Below are 17,992 nucleotides of genomic sequence, written 5' to 3' on the forward strand. Positions count from 1 at the left end.
CTCAAGCCTCCATGACCTTGCGCCAGTATTCGTACATGCCGCGTATCAGGGTTTCGGTCACCATGTGATCGGTGTCGCCAACCTCGCGGCCGCCGAGTTCGGCCAGCGTGCGATGGAAGGGCTTTTGCTCGAATCCCTTTTGCGAGAGCTCGATCACTTCGCCGTCGTCCGCCGACACGAAGCCCGCGGGGCCGAAGAGGTTGGCCTGGCGCAGGCGACGCTGCGTCATCTCCTCGCTGTCGTCGTCGAAGCCGAAATGCGTCCACACGAAATCGAAGGCGCCGGGACCGCTGGGCTGGATGTGCCGGGTCGAGACGCTGTTGACCTGCTGCTGGAAGATCACGCTCGGGAACAGGGTCATCATCACCGCCGTCGGGCCGCCCCACCAGGGCTCGGGCACGATGTCCAGGAAGCGGTCGTCGTTGAGCTGCATGCTCTCCTTGAAGCTCGAGACCTGCGTGACCTGGTCGGCCTTGCCGCTGGTCCCGCGTGTCGAGACCATCGCGGCGTGGCGATGGTGATCGTCCATCTTCAACTGCGACTTGTTGTCCGCACGCCAGAGGCCGAAGGTCACGAACCAGGTGTGCAGCAGACCCGGGTGATACGGATCCTTGATGTTCTCCTGCATCAGCTTCCAGTTGCCCGGGATGCGCTGGCGGTTGTAGCCGAGGATCTTCAGCTTGCGACCGTTGAAGAGGCGATCGAAATAGCCCAGGATCGTCGGGCCCATGAAATCTTCCAGCGATTCGACGTCAGGGTCGAAGGACGCGAAAACGACGCCGCCGCGCACTGCGACCTTGAGCTTGTTGAGGCCGTGGTCGGCGGGCTTGAAGTCCGCCGGCATGCCGCCATTGACCTTGCCGTCCTGCTTGACACCGCGACGGAACGGCACGCCTTGCAGGTCGCCGCCGAGCGTGTAGTTCCACTGGTGATAGGGGCAGGTGAACCCTTCGGCCTTCTTGTTGCCATGGCGCTCACGGCAGAACTGCATGCCACGATGGGCGCATACGTTCTCGACGACGTTGATGCCGCCTTCGGCGTCGCGGATCATGATCACCGAGCGTTCGCCGACCACCGTTCGCTTGAAGTCGCCGGCTTCCGGAATCTCGGCTTCCAGGCCCACATAGCACCAGTGACTCTTGTAGAACAGACGCTCGAGTTCGCGTCGATGCTGGTCGGCCTCGGTGTAGGCCATGAAGGGTATGCGGCTCGTACCCTTGTCTGCCCAGTGGATTTGCTTCGGAAAGACTGCTGTTGCGTCATCCATGTTTGTCTCCTGTGTCGCGCTGTCTCACGACCGGTGTTGTGGGGTGACCGAATGATCCTCGCTGCGAGACTATCGTTCAATAGAATATGGTCAATAGACAGAATTGATTTGGCGAATGTGAAGAGGCCATGGAACTCAATGAAATCGACCTCAACCTGCTGGTTGTGTTCCAGCAGTTGCTGATCGACCGGAGCGTCTCGAAAACGGCGACCCATCTCGGGCTTTCACAACCCGGGGTGAGCAACGCGCTGGCGCGCCTTCGCAAACTCACGGACGACCCCCTGTTCCTGCGAACGCCCAAGGGCATGGAGCCAACGCCTTTCGCAGAGCAGCTTGCCGAGCCAACAGCCCGCGCACTCCAGGTCATCCATGAGGCCATCAACCAGCGTGCGACGTTCGACCCGGCAACGTCCAAGCGCGCCTTCACCGTGGGCATGACGGACATCGGCGAGGTTTACTTCCTGCCAAAGCTGATGAAGGAGCTTGCGCGCGTGGCGCCAGGCGTCTCGCTGAGCACGGTGCGCAACACCTCGGTCAATCTGCAGGATGAGATGGAAGCAGGCCACGTCAACCTGGCGATCGGGTTGCTGCCGCAATTGAAGGCGGGGTATTTCCAGCGCCGGCTTTTCAAGCAGCGATACGTTTGCATGTTCAGGCTCGGCCACCCGCTCGACAACTGCAAGGTTTCCTTGAGCGAGTTTTCTGCGGCTGAGCACGTCGTGGTGATTTCAGAGGGTACCGGCCATGGTCAGGCAGATGATTTGCTCCGACGCCAGGAGGTCACTCGCAAGGTCGTCCTGACAGTGCCGCACTACGTCGCGGTGGGGCACATCCTGCACGATTCCGACCTGGTAGCCACCGTGCCGGAGCGCCTCGCACAGGCGTTGGTGAAACCCTTCGGGTTGTCATACGTTCACCACCCCGCGAAGCTGCCCGAGATCGGGATCAACCTGTTCTGGCATGAGCGATACAACAAGGATCCTGCAAGTATCTGGCTGCGGTCGCTGGTCATTCAACTGCACGGAGAGAGCGCGGACAAATAGTCGGTCGTTGGTCGCCATTGCGGATGAGCGCAACGCCGCGTTGGCGGTCGCGGGCCTGCGGGTCAGTTGCAACTCAAACTGCGCGATCCGGCGTCGAGTGGCGTGCGTAGCGCTCGCTTAGTTGTTCAGTCGTAGACACGGCACCACTTCGTAGATACAATGGTATCAACCGAAAGGAGAGTTTCATGACAACTACCGTCAGCCAGATCAGCGTGTGGGGGAACGGCCTCGCGCTGCGCCTGACCAAGCCGATGGCGAAGGCTGCGGGCATCGCCGAAGGCACTGCCGTGCGTGTGATTGCAAAGCCGGGTCGGATCGTGATCGAGGCCGAGACGGAGCCCACGTTGGAAGACATGCTTGCCGCGTTCGACCCGAAGCGTCACGGTGGCGAACTGATGGCATTCGAGCCGGTCGGCGCCGAGGTGATCGGTTGATGGCAAGACAGTCCGCACTGTGGGTGCCCGAACGTGCCGAGATCATCTGGATCGCCCACAGCCCGCATGCAGGCAAGGAGATGAAGAACGAGCATCCCATGCTGGTGATCTCTCCAGCCGCATTCAACGCCAGGACGGGCATCGTGATTGGCTTGCCAATGACGCACGCCGAGTACAACGCGGACAACCCCTTTGCCTTGGCTGTGAAGGGCCCCAAAGGCGAAGTGGGTTACGTCCTGGCATTCCAGCCGAAGTCGTTCGACTGGAAGGAGCGTGGAGGCCGGCCGCACCCGTGGGGCGCCGGGCACACAAAGGTGCTAGGCGCTGCACTCAAGAGGCTTGACGCCATTTGCGGCATCTGCGAACACTGAAATCAAAGCCCACCCCCGAATGCGCCTGCGGCGCTCCCCCTCAAGGGGGCGCACCCAACGGCCCGGCAAAGCCGGTTCCGTGGGTGCCCACGAACTGGCATTGCTCGCACTGGTTTCATGCGTCGCGGGTCACGCGATTAGCGTGGTGGAAAACTGATATGAGACGGAAAAGTTGCCCCCATCCGATCGCCATTGCGTGCGGGCTGCATCGGCCTGATCCTTCAGGGACCGGCGCGGCACCGATCAGGGCCATCAACACTGGCACGGTGTAGCCGGGCAAAGGATCTACGGGGGGTCACGTCGGTCCACCCCCTCCATCGACGACCCATTGCTCTCCCAGTCTTCCAGCAAACCCATCGCCTCGTCGAAATCGAAGTCATTGACCTTGCCCGCGATCCGGCGCACTGCAGCCTTGTGACCGGGATGAGCGGCCAGGGTGCGCTCCAGTTCTGCGGCAAGTTCTACCGCGGCTGGATCGCTGTCGGCGAGTCGTTGCTTCAGCCGCGCCACCAGCGGGGCCAGCGCTTGCAGCGGCAGGTGCGGTGCTTCCGTCGCCGCTGGCGCCGTCGATGCTTCGAGTTGGCGCAGGCCCTCGATCACCGGCGTCAATTCGCCCACCACCGCAGCCAGTGGCTCGCTCAGCGCACCGTCGCGCAGGCCTTGCTGGCAAGCGCTTTCGAGCGCCGCAGCGGCCTGTGCCAGCGCGAGCGCGCCGACGTTGCCGGCGGTGCCACGCAAGGTATGCGCCACACGGGCCGGCGCCGAGGCGTCCTCGCCTTCCAGCGCCTGCGCAAAATCCTCGGCAAAGCCGGCCTGCGAGTCACGGAACTTGGCCAGGAGGCGTCGGTAGAGTTCGACCTTGCCCTGGCAGGTGGCCAGTCCCGCCGCCTGGTCGATGCCGGGCAGGAAGGGCAGCACGTCCGCAACGTGCGGCGCAGTCTTGCCGCGGTCCGCAACTTGCGGCATCGGAGAAGCCTTCCCCGGCCGAATCCACTTCGCCATCGTCGCGAACATCACCGCTACGTTCAGCGGCTTGGCGATGTGGTCGTTCATGCCGCTGGCCATCGCCTTTTCGCGATCACCGACCATCGCATTGGCCGTCATCGCAATGATTGGCAGCGCACTGAAGCAGGCCTGCTCGCGAAGCAGGCGTGTCGTCGCGTAGCCGTCGAGCACCGGCATCTGGCAGTCCATCAACACGCCGTCGAATGCGGCATCGCGGTCCAGCAGCGCCAGCGCCTGCGCACCATCGCCGGCAATCACCACCTGCATGCCAGCGCCCTCCAGCAGTTCCCGCGCCAGTTCCTGGTTCACGTCGTTGTCCTCGACCAGCAGCACGCGCGCGCCGGCCAGTTGCGCCATCGCGCTCGCGCCGGGCTGCGCGTCGGAAGCGGTACGGCGCTCTGTCCGCATCTCCTTGCCCAGCACCTGGCCAATCGCCTCCAGCAGCGTCGAAGACGTGACCGGCTTGGTCAGAACCAGCGGCAGCCGCACCGCGCGCAGCTCGGCCGCCTCTTGCGCCTCGTGCTGGGCGAGAGCGGTGACCATGATCACGGCGGGCGGTTGCCCGGGTTGCCCCGGCGCGCGCGCGTGGATGCGCGCCGTGGCCTCGATGCCGTCCATGCCCGGCATCTTCCAGTCCATCAGCACCAGGTCATAGGCTCGGGGCGCCTGTTCCGACGCGGCCACCCGCGAGAGCGCTTCCTGCCCGCTGCTGGCCACGTCCACCTCCAGCCCGAAGCCCCGTGCCATCGTCGACAGGATCTCGCGCGCGCTCGCGTTGTCGTCCACCACCAGCACGCGGTAGCCCTGCAATTCGTCCGCCCTGAACATCCTGCGCAGTTGCGATGGCGACAGCGCCTGCAAGCCGAACTGCGCAGTGAAGTGAAAGGTCGATCCCTTGCCCGCCACGCTCTCGACCCAGATCCGCCCGCCCATCATCTCGACGATGGTCTTGGAGATGGTCAGCCCCAGCCCGGTGCCGCCGTAGCGGCGCGTGATGGAGCTGTCGGCCTGGTTGAAGGGCTGGAACATGCGCAAGATCTGCTCGGGCGTCATGCCGATGCCGGTGTCGCGCACCCGGAAGTGAAGCACCACCTGGTCGTCATGCAGTTCTTCCACCTGCACGCCGACGACGATCTCTCCTTCATCGGTGAACTTGACCGCGTTGTTGCCCAGGTTGACGAGCACCTGGCCGAGCCGCAAGCGGTCGCCGAGCAGCGCCGTCGGCAGCTCGGCCGGTGTGCTGAACAGCAGCTCCAGGCCTTTGCCCTCGGCCTTCAGGCTCACCATGTTGGCAAAGTCGTCGAGCACCTCCTCAAGCTGGAACGGCGTCTCTTCCAGTCTCATCTTGCCGGCCTCGATCTTGGAGAAATCCAGGATGTCGTTGATGATGCCCAGCAGGCTTTCGGCGGCGCGGTTCACCTTCTCGATGTAGTTGCGCTGGCGCGTGTCCAGCGCCGTCTGCAGCGCCAGGTGGCTCATGCCGATGATGGCGTTCATCGGCGTGCGGATCTCGTGGCTCATGTTGGCCAGGAAGTCGCTCTTCACGCGCGTCGCCTCCTCGGCGATCTCCAGGGCGCGCTGCGCCTGCGCCTGGGCTGACTTGCGGTCGGTGATGTCGAAGTACCAGTTGCCCTGGATCGTTCGCCCCGCCGCGCGCACCCGGGTCGACGACAGCAGGATATGGCGCAGGCTGCCGTCGCGGCGCCGGTAGGTGACCTCGAAGTCGCGCACGGTGTCGTTGGAGGCGATGAGTTCGAGATAGCGCGCGAGCTCTCCGGGGTCGGCCCAGTAGCGGTCGCGGTCGGCCCTGCGTGCCACCTGCTCGAAGGGTTCGCCGAACACCTCCTCGAACTTGTGGTTGTGGAACAGCAGTTCCTCGGTGTCGTCGTCCGCGATCAGCAGTCCCGCCGGGGCCTGTTCGATGATGCGGCGGAAGCGCTCCTCGGTGTCGCGCAGGGCCTCCTGCATCGCGCGGCGCTCGGTGATGTCCCGCACCGACGCGCAGATGCACACGCCACGTGCGTCGATGGCCGGCAGTTGCGCCAGGCCGATCTCCAGCGAGAAGCGACTGCCATCCTTGCGCTCACCTTGCAGGTCCATCTGTGCAATGCCCATCTGGCGCGTCAGGCCCTGGGACATGAAGCCGGCACGAAGGGTGGGGTGGCCGGGCCGGCTGGTGGGCGGCACCAGGATCTCCATGGGCTGCCCGATCAGCTCGCCCTTTGGATAGCCGAACAGGCGGTGCAGCTCCGGGTTCGCCAGCAGGATGCGGCCGTCGGCGTCGACGATGAGCATGCCGTCGGGTGCCGCCTCGACGATGCCTTGGTACCAGGCACGGGTCGCGTCCAGCGAGGCTTGCTGGGCATGGAGGGCGGTGGCCTGGTCCTCCAGCCGATCAGCCTGGGCCCGGATCGACGCCGACTGCTCCTGCGTCTGGTTGAGCAGTTGCTGCACGGCCTGGTTGCGCTCGATGATCGCCATGCTCATGGAGACGCGCGGCAACAGGTCGTGCAGCAACGCAAGCTCCTTGTCGCCGGGCACGGCACCGGTGGCCAGCTCGATCACGCCCAGCAGGCGCTCGCCCTGGAAGATCGGCATCGCGGCATGCCAGCCGGGTGCGCTGACGGGCGAATCCGGGCCGGCGTGCCGCATGGGCTGCGCGACGTCGACCACGATCTCGCGGCCTTGCTCCGCGCACTGCCCGGCGAGCCCTTCGCCATAGGCGAGCCGCTCCACGGGCGTTCGGCGTGGATCGGCGCCTTCGGCGCCGGCCAGTTCCAGCACCCGGGCCGCCGCGTCGACGCGATAGATCGCGCCCTGCGCCGCGTCGAGGAGCGGGACGACGCCGCGCAGGAAGCGCCGTGCGAGTTCGGCCGGCGTGTCCGCCTGCTGCAGCTCGGCCTGCATCTGCGCCTGGTGGTGCTTGTTCCACCGCTGCTCGTCGAGTTGCCGAAGCTCGGATTGCAGCTTGGACACGGCGCGCGCCAGTTCGCCCACGTCATTGTTCATGTCGGTGTGCGGCACCACCTGGTGAAGCCGCCCGCGCGCCAGCGCATCGACCGCCCGCCGCACGCGCAAGCCGGGCCGGCGGATCGACAGCGCGATGATCCACGACCAGAGCAGCGTCAGCCCCAGGCCGCCGAGCAGGAGCAGCAGCGAGAACGTCGTGTTCCGCGCGGCGAAGGCCTGGATGTCATTGGCCGCCTGGTCGGCGCCGTGTTCCTTCACGGCCGCGATCTGGGCGAGCAGGTTGTCGGCCCGTGCGACAAGTTGCTTGATGCCATCGCTGTCGACCAGGGCCTGCGCCTGTGCACGCGACCCGCGCCGGATCAGGTCCCCGGCCTCGGCGCTGGCGACTTCCAGTTGCTCCAGCAACGACTCGAACTCGTCCAGCCGCTTCATGTTCTCGCCACGCACCAGCGTGGGACGGATCTGCGTGATGGCGGTGTGCAAGTCGGTGCGCCTGGCATCGAACTGCCTGAGCAACTCGTCGCGTTGCACCGCGCTCTCCACCCACATGGCGTTGCGCAGCGTCAGCCGCAGCCACACGAGCTGGGTCTGGGCCTCCTTGGTGCGCGCCATGCCGACCACTTCCTTGGACTGCAGCAACTGGATGTCGCGGTGGAAGCGGTCCTGCGTGAGCACGCTTTGCACGCCGAGCGCCAGCGTCAGCAGCAGCACCGACCCAAAGCCCAGGACCAGCTTGCTGCGCAGCGGCAGTCGTTCGAGCAGTTCGAGGAGCTTGCGCATGGGCGCTCGGTGGCCGGCGGGGAATCCAAGCCTTCAGGCGGATTCGGCGATGAAGACGAGCGCTTCCATCTTCCTTGCGATGTCCTCGTCGGTATCCGCGAAGCGCACGGCGATCTCGCGAAAGTCCTCCGCGCGCGCGAGGAAGGCATCGACGACATCGGGATCGAAATCGACACCGCGGCCTTCGTCGATCAGCTTCACCGCCTCCTCATGCGGCATGCCGTCCTGGTAGATGCCGCGGCGGGTGTGCGCGTCATAGGCGTCGGCCACGGCCATGAGGCGCGCCGCGATCGGGATGTCGTTGCCCGACAGGCCCTCGGGGTAGCCGCTGCCGTCCCACTTCTCCTGGTGGCTGTAGACGATGTCCTTGGCCACGCGCAGGAAGGCCACGTCGGTGCCCAGCTGGCGCTCGGCCTGCTCGATCGCATCGCGGCCCAGCGTGGTGTGGGTCTTCATGATCTCGAAATCCTCCGGGCTCAGCGTGCCTGGTGCGAGCAGGATGCGGTCCGGTATGCCGGCCTTGCCGATGTCGTGCAGCGGCGCCGACTTGAACAGCAGCGCGATCGTCGCGTCGTCGAGGAAGTGGCCGAAGCGCGGATGCTCGCGCAACTGCTGGGCCAGCACCTTCACGCCATGCTGCGTGCGGCGGATGTGCTTGCCGGTCTCGTTGTCGCGCGCCTCGGCCAGCGAGGCCATGGCCAGGATCGTCACGTCCTGGATCGCCACCACCTCGCGCGTGCGGCGGGCCACCTCCTGCTCCAGGTAGTCCTTCTGGTCGCGCAGGAAATCGGCGGCGGCCTTGATCTTGAGTTGGGTGTCCACGCGTGCCAACAGCACCGGCGGGCGGATCGGCTTGGTGATGTAGTCGGCGGCGCCGATTTCGAGGCCGAGCGTCTCGTCCTGCTCGGACGACAGCGCGGTGAGGAAGATGATCGGGATGTCGCGGGTACCGAGGTCCGCCTTGAGTTGACGCGCGACCTCGTGGCCCGACAGGCCCGGCATCATCACGTCGAGCAGGATCAGGTCGAGCGGATCGCCCGCGCGCACGACCTTCAGCGCCTTCTCGCCGCTGTTCGCCACCTTCACCGTGTACTGGTCCTTGAGCAGGCTGCTCAGCAGCATCAGGTTGTCAGGCGTGTCGTCCACCACCAGGATGGTCGGCCGACGGGCGATGTCAGGAACTGGATCGAGGCTCACCGCGGGTTCCTTCGGGAGGAAAAGTGGTACTTATACGCTGTGATCCGGATTCGCCATAGTCATTCGAACGCAGTACATGGGGCCCGATTTGCGGCGCGATGTGCCCGATGAAGTCACATTGACAAGGCCCCGCCAATGCCGGATGCCGCATCGACGCGGAGAACCCGAACTGCTCGTGCTTTGAAGGCGGCGGAATCATCGCAGCGACGCCAGCGCAAGCGGGCCGCGCCGGTTCCCACTATGCTGGCCGGCCATGACTTCGAAGACGCTGTTGATCGTCTACCACTCCATGACCGGCGGCTCCGAGCAGATGGCCCATGCGGCGGCCGACGGCGCGCGTGAGGAGGCCGGCGTGCACGTTCGTTTGCTGCGTGCCTCGGAGGCAGGGCCGGAGGATGTGCTCGGCGCCGACGGCTATCTGTTCGCCACGCCGGAGAACCTGGCATCGATGGCCGGCCTGATGAAGGATTTCTTCGATCGCTGTTACTACGCCGCGCTCGATCGGCTCAATGGCCGGCCGTATCTCGCGTTGATCTGCGCTGGCAGCGACGGCCAGAACGCACTGCGCCAGCTGGAGCGCATCGCCACCGGCTGGCGGCTCAAGCAGGTCGCGCCCACACTCATCGTCTGCACGCATGCGCAGACGCCGGAGGCCATCCTGCGGCCGAAGCAGATCGGCCCCGCTGACCTTGCACAGTGCCGTGAACTCGGCGCCGCATTGGCCGCCGGCCTCGCATTGGGCATCTACTGAATGTCTTCCACCACCACGCAGGCGCCCGCGCCATCCTTCGCGGCCTTGCGGCACCCCGGCTACCGGGCGCTCGTCGGCACCTACCTGCTGGCCATGATGGCCGACAACGTCGAGCACGTGATCAGCTACTGGATGGCGTTCCAGAAGTTCCAGTCGCCCGCGTTGGGCGGCTTCGCGGTGGTGTCGCACTGGCTGCCGTTCCTGCTGTTCTCGGTGCCGGTGGGTGCGCTGGCCGACCGGGTCGACCCACGCCGGCTGATCCAGTGCGGCATGGCGCTGTTCATGACGGCCTCCGCCGGCTGGGCGTACTTCTTCATCACCGACACACTGCAGATATGGCATGCGATGGTGCTGCTCATCATCCATGGCTGCGCCGGGGTGCTGTGGCAGGGTGCCACGCAACTGTTGCTCCACGACGTGGTGCCGGCGCGCGACCTGCCCAGCGGCGTGCGCCTGCTCGCGACCGCACGCTACCTGGGCGTGCTGGTCGGGCCGGCGGTCGGCGGGCTCATCATGCTGACCATCGGGCCACGCTACGGCTTGCTGCTCAACACTGTGTTCTTCCTGCCGGCATTTCTGTGGCTGTGGCGCGCGCCGTACGGGCCGCGTTTCCGCAAGGGTGCTGCTGCACCGCCGCGTGCGGTGCGTGGCCTGGTCGACATCCTCCAGACGATCCGTGAAGTGCGCGCCGATCCATCACTGGGCTCGATGATCCTGCTGGCCGGGCTGGCGTCCTTCTTCGTCGCCAACAGCTACCAGGCGCAGATGCCGGGCTTCGCGCGCGACCTCGGCCACGGCGACCCGGGCACCACCTACAGCATGCTGCTCGCGGCCGACGCCGCGGGCGCACTCCTGGCCGGCCTGCTGATGGAAAGCCGGGGTGGCCTGGTGCGCGCCGCGCCTTCGACCGCGCTGCTGCTGTGCATGTGCTGGTGCTTGTCGCTGGCCGCATTTGCAGCGACCGGCTCGTATCCGCTGGCGCTGCTGCTGTTGTTCGCGGCGGGCGTGTTCGAGTTGTCCTTCAGCTCGATGGCGCAGACACTGGTGCAGTTGAATGCGCCGGCTGCGTCGCGGGGCCGCGTGATCGGGCTGTTCAACATGTCGGCGTTGGGCCTGCGCGCGTTCGCGGGCATCACGGTCGGCTTGGGCGGCAGCGCGGTCGGCATCCATGCGTCGCTGGCGGGCGCGGCGCTGAGCCTGTTGATGATCCTGGTCCTGCTGCGATGGTGGCTGGCGCGGAACGTCAGGGCTTGAAGAGGAGACTCCCATGGCATCGATTCATCGTGAAATGAAGCTCACAGCGGACGCGGCCCAAGTCTGGGACGCCGTGCGCGACCTGGGCGCCTTGCACACCCGCCTGGTGCCCGGCTTCGTCGTCGATTGCCGCATGGACGGCGCCGACGCGCGCATCGTCAAGTTCGGCAACGGCGTCGAGGCGCGCGAGGTGATCGTCGACCTCGACGATATGGCGCGGCGCCTCGTGTGGTCCGCCGCGGGCGGCAGGCTGTTGCATCACAACGCGTCGTTCCAGGTGTTCGACGAAGGTGCCGGGAAGTGCCGGGTGGTTTGGATCGCAGACCTGTTGCCGAACGAGATGGCCCCGGCCATTGCGGGGAGGATCGATGCGGGGATGCAGGCGATGAAGGTGAAGCTCGAAGCATCCAATTGAGACTTGGCTTGCACAGCCCCGTTTGGAAGAGGCGTTACACCCCCCGCGCGGCAGCAGCGGATCGAGCAGGCATGCACTCAAATCAGGATGGGCTTGCGAGCATCGAGCGCAGTCAGGCTCTTGCAAAAAAAGCGATCTTCGAGGTACCGCGCCTCATAGGCCCTCACATCGTAGTGAACCCAGGTCGGTGCGACGTTGTCTGGTTCAAGGGCCTTTCGATTCACGGCGCCCCATCCGATCTGCGCATTCGATACTTCGACGAGCCTGCCCCGAATCTTGGTGCACTTGATGGCGTCCTCGCGCTTTCCTTCCCCAGGTTCGAGCGCGGCGTCCAGATCGACCGCCTTGCCGCAATGATTGGTCGTGTTGCGATGATGTTGTTGGTTGTCGACGCCGCAACGGTAGCCAGAGCTGAAGCTGAAACGGTGTTCGGGCAGGTAGAAGACAGCGGCTCTCACCGCCCACAGAAGCATTCGATGGATGCCCGGATATTCGTAGAGGTGGAAGGCCTCGGCCTTTTGATTGCCGAGATACTTTCCTTTGAACCGGCCTTGCCCAAAGCCATCGCATTTGCCACATCGGCATTTCAATTGGGCAAAGTCAATGGAAAATTGATCCGCGAACGAATCGATTGCCCGCAGCGTTTCACCGTCAGCAACGCCTGTGGGAGTGCTACTGCCCATGACGTCGCGCTGAAAGTTGCTGACCTGCAGTTCAGTGCCTGGCCCGAACTCTCCATCCGGTAGCGTTCCGCGAAAACCCGCAAGGCGGATCTGCAGTTCCTCCACGTCCGCGCCCTTGACGCCCTTCGAAAGAATCCTTGATCCGTAGTCCATCACTGCCTCCAGATGTTGGTGGGCCTTCCCTTGGCTTTTCCGGTGCGCATCGCAAGATTCCGACGATAAGGGTGAACGCTGCCCTCGGAATCCCCTGAAGTGATGAGGCTTGGGGCAAGACGCTTTCGCCAGGAGGCGATGCGGCTCAAAGACGTCGGGGCGCCGGCACGCTTTGGTCGGAGGCCCTACCGCCGAACCCGCCACTGCCGCAGCAGCGCCACCGTCAATGCGATGGCAAGGGCGCCAAAGACGATCACATGCTCGTGATGCTGCACCTTGCTCATCAAGGAATGCACCACGCCCGCGATGTTGACGCCGAACAGTGCGATGACCGACGCCCACACCACCGCCGCCACGGCGTCCAGCGCAACATACATCGCGAGCGGCATCTTGCTCATGCCCAGTGCCGCTGGCATCACCACGCGGAAGCCCCAGGCAAAGCGCATGAGGAAGATCGTCGCGACCGGATGGCGCTCGATGAAGCCCTGCACACGCGCCAGGTGCGCCGCGAGCTTCGGACGCTTGGCCATCAGTTCGGCGCCCTTGCGCCGCCCCACCTGGAAATAGAACTGGTCCGGGCAGAACGCCGCCAGCGCGCCCACGGCGATCAAAGGCAGCATCGACAGGTACCCCTGGTGCACCGCATAGGCGCCCAGCATCAGGATCGTCTCCCCCTCGAACATCCCGATGAAGAAGACCGCGTAGTAGCCGTAGTGTTCGAGCAGTTGGTGAGGGTGCATGTGCGATTCAGTTCCCAGGGCGCACGGCGCGATAGAGCGCACGCACGAAGTCGGACTGCGTGATCATGCCCACCAGCCGCTGCCCGCCGTCGATGATCGGTATGTGGTGATGGCCCGCATCCGAGAACAGCGGCACCAGGTCCAGCGCCGGCCGGTCGTCGGTCGCCACGCGCACCTGCTTCGTCATGATCTGCCCGACCACCTCCGCCTTGCTCGAGGTCACGCTGGGCGAAGGCTGGAGGAAGCTGCGCAGCCGCGCGCCCAGTCCCTGGTGCAGCCGCAGGTCGATGTGCCGGAAGAAGTCGGCCTGCGTGACGATGCCGACCACGCGCTGCGTGCGGTCCATCACCGGCAGTGCCTTGATGTGCCGCTGCTGCATGATCTGCCAGGCCTCCTGCAGCGGGGTGCCGAACTGCACCGACACCGGGTCGCGCGACATGATGTCGGCACAGCGCAACTCGCCCATGCGGCGCCGGAAGGATTCGACCTCGGTCTGCTGGATCAGCGATTCGAGGTCGTCGCGGCTGATGTCCAGCACCTGGTTGTAGCGGGCCAGCACCGCGTCCAGGTCGGCGGAACTGAAGCGCGCATCCGGCGGCGGCGTGGCGGGCGCGGCCTGGACGTGCGGATAGCGTCGCCCCGTCAGCGTGTTGTACGCCACGCCCGCCAGCATCAGCAGCAGCGAATTGGCCATCGCTGGAAACAGCGCGAAGGAGAAATCCGTTGTGTGCGTGAGCACGACCAGCAGGGCCATCGCGCCACCCGGCGGATGCAGGCAGCGCAGCGAGAACATCACGCCGATGGCCAGCGCGGTCGCGCAGGCGCCGGCCCAGGCGGCATCCGGAATCCAGTGGACGCAGGCGATGCCGACCAGCGCGGACACCGTGTTCCCGCCGACCACCGACCACGGTTGCGCCAACGGACTCGCCGGCACCGCGAACACCAGCACCGCGCTCGCGCCCAGCGGCGCAATCAGCCAGACGGCGCCCAGGCCGGCGAACTCGCGGCACACCAGGCCCGTCAGCAGAAGCCCCAGCAGTGCCCCGGCCACGGCGCGCAGGCGCTCCTTCGCGTCGATGCGCGTTGGCGCCGGCAGCCACGTGCGCAACATGGCGCGAATCGATCCCTCTGCCATGCTCAGACCGCGATCATCCGGCCGATCTCGGGCCAGCGGCGATGCAGCCACAACCAGGCCACGAGCCCCACACACAACATCAGCATCGACGACACCGCCAGCGCCACCGTCGAATGCATCACCAGCGGCGCGATCACGCCCGCGACGACGCCGTTGGCCGTCGAGCCGATCACCGCCTGCAGCGACGAGGCCATGCCGCGGCGCTCCGGGTGCAGGTCCAGCACCAGCAGCGTCACGCCCGGCACCATCAGCGCCCAGCCGAAGGCGAAGATCGCGATCGGCCACAGCGCCCACCAAACGTTCGGTGTGAACAGCAGGTTGGCCACCACGTTCACGAGCGAGGTCACCACCATGATCAGGAAGCCGTCGCGGATCTGCCGCTTGGGCGCCACCCGGCCCGCCATCTGCCCGCTGGCCCGTGCGCCGGCCATGATCCCGCCGATGGTCATGATGAAGAACCAGAAGAACTGCGTGGGCGCCAGCGCCAGGTGGTCACCCAGGAAGGCCGGCGCCGACAGCACGTAGAGGAACATGCCGTTGAAGGGCACGCCGCTCGCCAGCGCGAGCAGCAGGAAGCGCGGGTCGGAGCACAGCTCCCGGTAGCCGCGCATCAGGTGCCGTACATGGAACGATTGCCGATGGTCCGGATGCAGCGTCTCGGGCAGCAGCTTCCAGTTGGCCACGAACAGCACCACGCCCACGCCGACCAGGAACCAGAAGATGCTGTGCCACCCCAAATGCACGAAAAGGAACCCACCCACGATCGGCGCGATGGCCGGCGCCACGCCGAAGTAGATCGTGACCTGCGCCATCACCTTCTGCGCTTCCGCGGGCGGGAACATGTCGCGGATCACCGCACGCGACACCACGATGCCCGCGCCCGTCGACAGCCCCTGCAAGGTCCGGAACAGCACCAGCTGCCCGATGGTCTGCGACAGCGCACACCCCAGCGACGCCAGCGTGAACACCGCCAGCCCCCACAGCACCACCGGCCGCCGGCCGAAGCTGTCCGACAGCGCGCCGTGGAACAGGTTCATGAAGGCAAAGCCGAACAGGTAGCCCGACAGCGTCTGCTGCATCTCCGCCGGCGTCGCGCCGATGGTGGTCGCGATGCCCGAGAAGGCCGGGATGTAGGTGTCGATCGAGAACGGCCCGAGCATGCCCAGCACCGCCAGCAGCACGGCCAGCGCCCAGCGCGGCGCTTTCCAGAGGGTGTCGGCGTTGGGGTTCATGGGTGGGCTCGGGGGAGTGAAAACAATAAAGCGGACTTCCGGACGCAAAGGTCGCGAAGGTTCCGCGAAGGACGCGAAAGAAGCCAGAAAAATTTGGCTGTTCTTTCGCGACCTTTGCGAATCTTCGCGTCCTTCGCGGCCGGTCAAGTCCGCTTTTGAAGGCCGTTGAATTTACAACGTATCGATGAACGAGCGCAGCTTGTCCGAACGCGACGGGTGCTTCAGCTTGCGCAGCGCCTTCGCCTCGATCTGGCGAATCCGCTCACGCGTCACGTCGAACTGCTTGCCGACTTCTTCCAGCGTGTGGTCGGTCGACATCTCGATGCCGAAGCGCATGCGCAGCACCTTGGCTTCGCGCGGGGTGAGCGAGTCGAGGATGTCCTTGACCACGTCGCGGAGACCCGCCTGCATCGCGGCCTCGATCGGCGCCGTGTTGCTGCTGTCCTCGATGAAGTCGCCCAGGTGCGAATCGTCGTCGTCGCCGATCGGCGTTTCCATGGAGATCGGCTCCTTGGCGATCTTCATGATCTTGCGGATCTTGTCTTCCGGGATCTCCATCTTCGCGGCCAGGATGCCGGCGTCCGGCTCAAAGCCGAATTCCTGCAAATGCTGGCGCGAGATGCGGTTCATCTTGTTGATCGTCTCGATCATGTGCACCGGAATGCGGATGGTGCGCGCCTGGTCTGCGATCGAGCGGGTGATGGCCTGGCGGATCCACCACGTCGCGTACGTCGAGAACTTGTAGCCGCGACGGTATTCGAACTTGTCCACCGCCTTCATCAGGCCGATGTTGCCTTCCTGGATCAGGTCCAGGAATTGCAGGCCGCGGTTGGTGTACTTCTTGGCGATGGAGATCACGAGGCGCAGGTTGGCCTCGATCATTTCCTTCTTGGCATCGCGCGAGGACGATTCGCCCTCGTTCATGCGCTTGTTGATGTCCTTGAGCTGCGTGAGCGGCACCACCACGCGCGACTGGATGTCGGCGAGCTTCTGCTGCAGTTCCTGCACCGGCGGGATGTTGCGGGCCAGCACGGCGCTCCAGGGCTTGCCGGCGGCGGCCTGCTTCTCGACCCACTTCTGGTTCAGCAGGTTGGATGCGACCTTGTGGCCGTTCTTGTCGAGGCCGCTGAAATCGCGGATGAACTCTTCCTGCGGAAAGCCGCACTTGTCCACGATGATGCGGCGCAGCTCGCGTTCCTTCTTGCGAACGTCGTCGACCTGCGTGCGAACCATGTCGCACAGCTTCTCGATCGTGCGTGCGGTGAAGCGGATGGTCATCAGCTCGTCCGACAGGGCGCGCTGCGCCTTCTCGTAGGCCGGCGTGCCGTAGCCTTCCTTGTCGTAGATCTTGTGGACCTTCTCGAACATCTCGGCCATGCGGTCGAAGCGCTCCAGCGCGTCGCGCTTGAGTTCTTCCAGCTTCTTGGTCAGCGCCTTGGAGCCGCCGTTGCCGTCGTCGTCGTCTTCCGCGTCGAACTCGTCGAAGTCTTCTTCGGCCACGTAGTCGTCGGCCTCATTGGGGTTGGAGAAGCCGTCGACGATGGTCGAGATGACGACCTTGCCTTCGCGGATCTCGTTGCCCAGGCGCAGGATCTCGGCGATCGTGGCCGGGGAGGCCGAGATCGCTTCCATCATGGCCATCAGGCCGCCTTCGATGCGCTTGGCGATCTCGATTTCGCCTTCGCGCGTCAGCAGTTCGACCGTGCCCATTTCGCGCATGTACATGCGGACCGGGTCGGTGGTGCGGCCGAATTCGCTGTCCACGGTGGACAGGGCGGCTTCGGCTTCTTCTTCGGCTTCTTCCACCGTGGTGGCGGTGGGGGCGGTGTTGTTCAGCAGCAGGGTCTCGGCATCGGGCGTCTGTTCGTACACCGCCACGCCGAGGTCGTTCAGCATCGTGACCACGACTTCCATGGTCTCGGCGTCGACCAGCTTGTCGGGCAAGTGGTCGGAGATTTCGCCCTGGGTCAGGTAGCCGCGGGTCTTGCCCAGCGTGATCAGCGTCTTCAGGCGCTGGCGGCGCTTGGCCATGTCTTCTTCGGAGAGCACGGTCTCGTCGAGGCCGAACTCCTTCATCAAGGCGCGTTCCTTCGCCTTGCTGATCTTCATGCGCAGCGGCTTGACCTTTTCCTCGGTCGAGCTCGCAACCGGCTCACCCGCGAGATCGTCCTCGATGTCCGACATGTCGATGTCGGCCGACGGCGCGTCGTCCTTGGCCTTGGGCTTGCGGCCGCGCTTGGCGCCGGTGGTGGCGGGGGCGGTCGCGGCGTCACCGGCCGCGGCGGCGGCGGCCTTGGGCGGACGGCCGACCTTGCGCGGGGCGGCCGGGGCTGCCCCAGCGGCAGCGGGCGCGGCGGCAACAGCCGTGGCGGCTGCGGCGGGTTTCTTGAGTTCAGCGGTGGCGGGCGATTTCGTGGAGGTCAAGGGTTTGGCTTTCGTGGCAGTCGGGGCGACGGACGCCTTGGGCGCGGCGGCGGTCTTCAACGGCTTCGCCGCGACAGGTTTGGCGACTGACACGGCAGGCTTCTTGGAACTGGGCATACAACCTCGTGGATCAAGAAT

14 protein-coding genes are annotated in these 17,992 nt (G+C 65.5%); 6 read left to right on the forward strand and 8 right to left on the reverse strand.

The window, feature by feature from the left end; genetic code table 11:
* Position 1: 1 nt before the first annotated feature.
* Positions 2-1,267 (reverse strand): aromatic ring-hydroxylating dioxygenase subunit alpha, encoded by a 1,266-nt coding sequence (locus tag WKW82_RS24560; protein ID WP_340344972.1) that lies wholly within the window; start codon positions 1,265-1,267, stop codon positions 2-4.
* Positions 1,268-1,395: 128 nt separating this feature from the next.
* Between WKW82_RS24560 and WKW82_RS24565 the strand changes: the two genes are divergently transcribed.
* The 3 genes from WKW82_RS24565 (at position 1,396) to WKW82_RS24575 (ending at position 3,115) form a co-directional block, all read left to right on the forward strand.
* Positions 1,396-2,310: a LysR family transcriptional regulator gene (locus tag WKW82_RS24565; protein WP_340344973.1), complete on the forward strand. Its 915-nt coding sequence runs from the start codon at positions 1,396-1,398 to the stop codon at positions 2,308-2,310.
* A 185-nt stretch (positions 2,311-2,495) separates the two neighbouring features.
* On the forward strand, positions 2,496-2,744 hold the full coding sequence (locus WKW82_RS24570; RefSeq protein WP_340344975.1) for an AbrB/MazE/SpoVT family DNA-binding domain-containing protein: 249 nt from the start codon (positions 2,496-2,498) through the stop codon (positions 2,742-2,744).
* A complete protein-coding gene (locus WKW82_RS24575) occupies positions 2,744-3,115 on the forward strand; it encodes a type II toxin-antitoxin system PemK/MazF family toxin (protein WP_340344977.1) in 372 nt (123 codons plus the stop codon). The genes WKW82_RS24570 and WKW82_RS24575 overlap by 1 nt, the downstream gene beginning before the upstream one ends.
* Before the next feature lie 285 nt (positions 3,116-3,400).
* Here WKW82_RS24575 and WKW82_RS24580 read toward each other — a convergent pair whose 3' ends face one another.
* Complete coding sequence (locus WKW82_RS24580; RefSeq protein ID WP_340344978.1) at positions 3,401-7,870, reverse strand: response regulator; 4,470 nt, start codon at positions 7,868-7,870, stop codon at positions 3,401-3,403.
* A 33-nt stretch (positions 7,871-7,903) separates the two neighbouring features.
* On the reverse strand, positions 7,904-9,067 hold the full coding sequence (locus WKW82_RS24585) for a response regulator (RefSeq protein ID WP_340344980.1): 1,164 nt from the start codon (positions 9,065-9,067) through the stop codon (positions 7,904-7,906).
* A gap of 253 nt (positions 9,068-9,320) precedes the next feature.
* Here WKW82_RS24585 and WKW82_RS24590 point away from each other — a divergent pair, with 253 nt between their 5' ends.
* The 3 genes from WKW82_RS24590 to WKW82_RS24600 are packed head-to-tail and all read left to right on the forward strand — an operon-like array spanning position 9,321 to position 11,487.
* Positions 9,321-9,818 (forward strand): flavodoxin family protein, encoded by a 498-nt coding sequence (locus WKW82_RS24590; protein ID WP_340344982.1) that lies wholly within the window; start codon positions 9,321-9,323, stop codon positions 9,816-9,818.
* Complete coding sequence (locus WKW82_RS24595; RefSeq protein ID WP_340344983.1) at positions 9,819-11,072, forward strand: MFS transporter; 1,254 nt, start codon at positions 9,819-9,821, stop codon at positions 11,070-11,072.
* A gap of 13 nt (positions 11,073-11,085) precedes the next feature.
* Positions 11,086-11,487 carry an SRPBCC family protein gene (locus tag WKW82_RS24600; protein ID WP_340344984.1) on the forward strand — a complete coding sequence of 134 codons (402 nt, stop codon included), beginning with the start codon at positions 11,086-11,088 and terminating at the stop codon, positions 11,485-11,487.
* A gap of 77 nt (positions 11,488-11,564) precedes the next feature.
* On the opposite strand, the gene WKW82_RS24605 is transcribed toward WKW82_RS24600, so the two are convergent.
* The 5 genes from WKW82_RS24605 to rpoD form a co-directional block, all read right to left on the reverse strand.
* Entirely contained in the window at positions 11,565-12,323 is a 759-nt protein-coding gene (locus WKW82_RS24605; protein ID WP_340344986.1) for a peptidoglycan-binding domain-containing protein, read from the reverse strand.
* A 185-nt stretch (positions 12,324-12,508) separates the two neighbouring features.
* A complete protein-coding gene (locus WKW82_RS24610) occupies positions 12,509-13,063 on the reverse strand; it encodes a DedA family protein (RefSeq protein ID WP_340344988.1) in 555 nt (184 codons plus the stop codon).
* Between the two features lie 7 nt (positions 13,064-13,070).
* Positions 13,071-14,174 carry an HPP family protein gene (locus WKW82_RS24615; protein WP_340344989.1) on the reverse strand — a complete coding sequence of 368 codons (1,104 nt, stop codon included), beginning with the start codon at positions 14,172-14,174 and terminating at the stop codon, positions 13,071-13,073.
* Positions 14,175-14,200: 26 nt separating this feature from the next.
* Positions 14,201-15,430 (reverse strand): multidrug effflux MFS transporter, encoded by a 1,230-nt coding sequence (locus WKW82_RS24620; RefSeq protein ID WP_340344991.1) that lies wholly within the window; start codon positions 15,428-15,430, stop codon positions 14,201-14,203.
* Between the two features lie 171 nt (positions 15,431-15,601).
* Entirely contained in the window at positions 15,602-17,971 is a 2,370-nt protein-coding gene (rpoD, locus tag WKW82_RS24625) for an RNA polymerase sigma factor RpoD (protein ID WP_340344992.1), read from the reverse strand.
* Positions 17,972-17,992: the final 21 nt, after the last annotated feature.

The sequence above is a fragment of the Variovorax rhizosphaerae genome (genome assembly GCF_037889975.1).
GTDB lineage: Bacteria > Pseudomonadota > Gammaproteobacteria > Burkholderiales > Burkholderiaceae_C > Variovorax > Variovorax rhizosphaerae.